Genomic DNA, 991 nt, shown 5'->3' with positions numbered 1-991 from the left:
GCGCGTGCGAGGAACGGCTGGTGAGCCGCGCGCCCGCCGAGATCGTCCAGTTCTCCCTGCGCCAGTGGCAGCTGCGCGACCAGGCCTACCGGTACGACCTGTGGGCGGCGGCGTTCCTCATCGAGGGCTGGTGGTCCGACGACGGGTTCATGGACTTCCGCGACGGCCTCATCTCGCTCGGCCGGGACTGGTACGAGCGCGCGCTCGCGGATCCGGACTCGCTCGCCGACCATCCGGCGGTGCGCGACGGCGGGGACGTGCTCATCGGGAACGAGGACTTCGTCGGGGCGGCCCACCGGGCGTACGAGCGTCTCACCGGCGAACCGGACGGGCTCAACGAGGCGCTGGAGGCGTCCCCGGAAGCCGTCCCGCTCCGCGTCATCACCGAGCCGGTCGGGGCCCGGTGGGACGTCGAGGACGAGGACGAGATGCGCCGCCGCCTGCCGCGCCTCGCCGCGATCTTCCTGGGTTAGGCCGCCCAGCCGGGGCGGACCAGCCCTGCCTCGTACGCCAGCACGACGAGCTGGGCGCGGTCGCGCGCGCCCAGCTTCACCATCGCGCGGCTGACGTGCGTCTTCGCCGTCGCCGGGCTCACCACGAGCCGGGCGGCGATCTCCTCGTTGGACAGTCCCGCGCCGACCAGGGCCATCACCTCGCGCTCCCGGTCGGTGAGCGCGTCCAGCGCCGGCGGCGGGGTGACCGGCGCCCGGCCGGCGAAGTCGGCGATGAGCCGCCGGGTGACGCCGGGGGACAGCAGCGCCTCGCCGGCAGCCACGACCTTGACGCCGCGCACCAGGTCGGCCGGCTCGGTGTCCTTCACCAGGAACCCGGAGGCGCCGGCGCGCAGCGCCTCGTACACGTACTCGTCGAGATCGAACGTGGTGAGGATGACGATGCGGGTGCCCGCCAGCGTCGGGTCGGCGGTGATCTGCCGGGTGGCGGCGAGCCCGTCCACGCCGGGCATCCGGATGTCCATGAGCACCACGTCGGG

At 74.1% G+C, this 991-nt stretch carries 2 protein-coding genes; one reads left to right on the top strand and one right to left on the bottom strand.

Going from position 1 to position 991, the window contains the following annotated elements; translation table 11 throughout:
* A partial coding sequence (locus ABD211_RS33060; protein ID WP_344140456.1) for a DUF4240 domain-containing protein occupies window positions 1–473 on the top strand: 473 nt, incomplete at its 5' end.
* Here ABD211_RS33060 and ABD211_RS33055 read toward each other — a convergent pair.
* A partial coding sequence (locus ABD211_RS33055; protein ID WP_344140454.1) for a LuxR C-terminal-related transcriptional regulator occupies window positions 470–991 on the bottom strand: 522 nt, incomplete at its 5' end. The genes ABD211_RS33060 and ABD211_RS33055 overlap by 4 nt on opposite strands.

The organism is Luedemannella flava (assembly GCF_039528515.1).
GTDB lineage: Bacteria > Actinomycetota > Actinomycetes > Mycobacteriales > Micromonosporaceae > Luedemannella > Luedemannella flava.
Note: the sequence above shows the minus strand (reverse complement) of the source record. Positions and strands in the feature narration are given on the sequence as shown.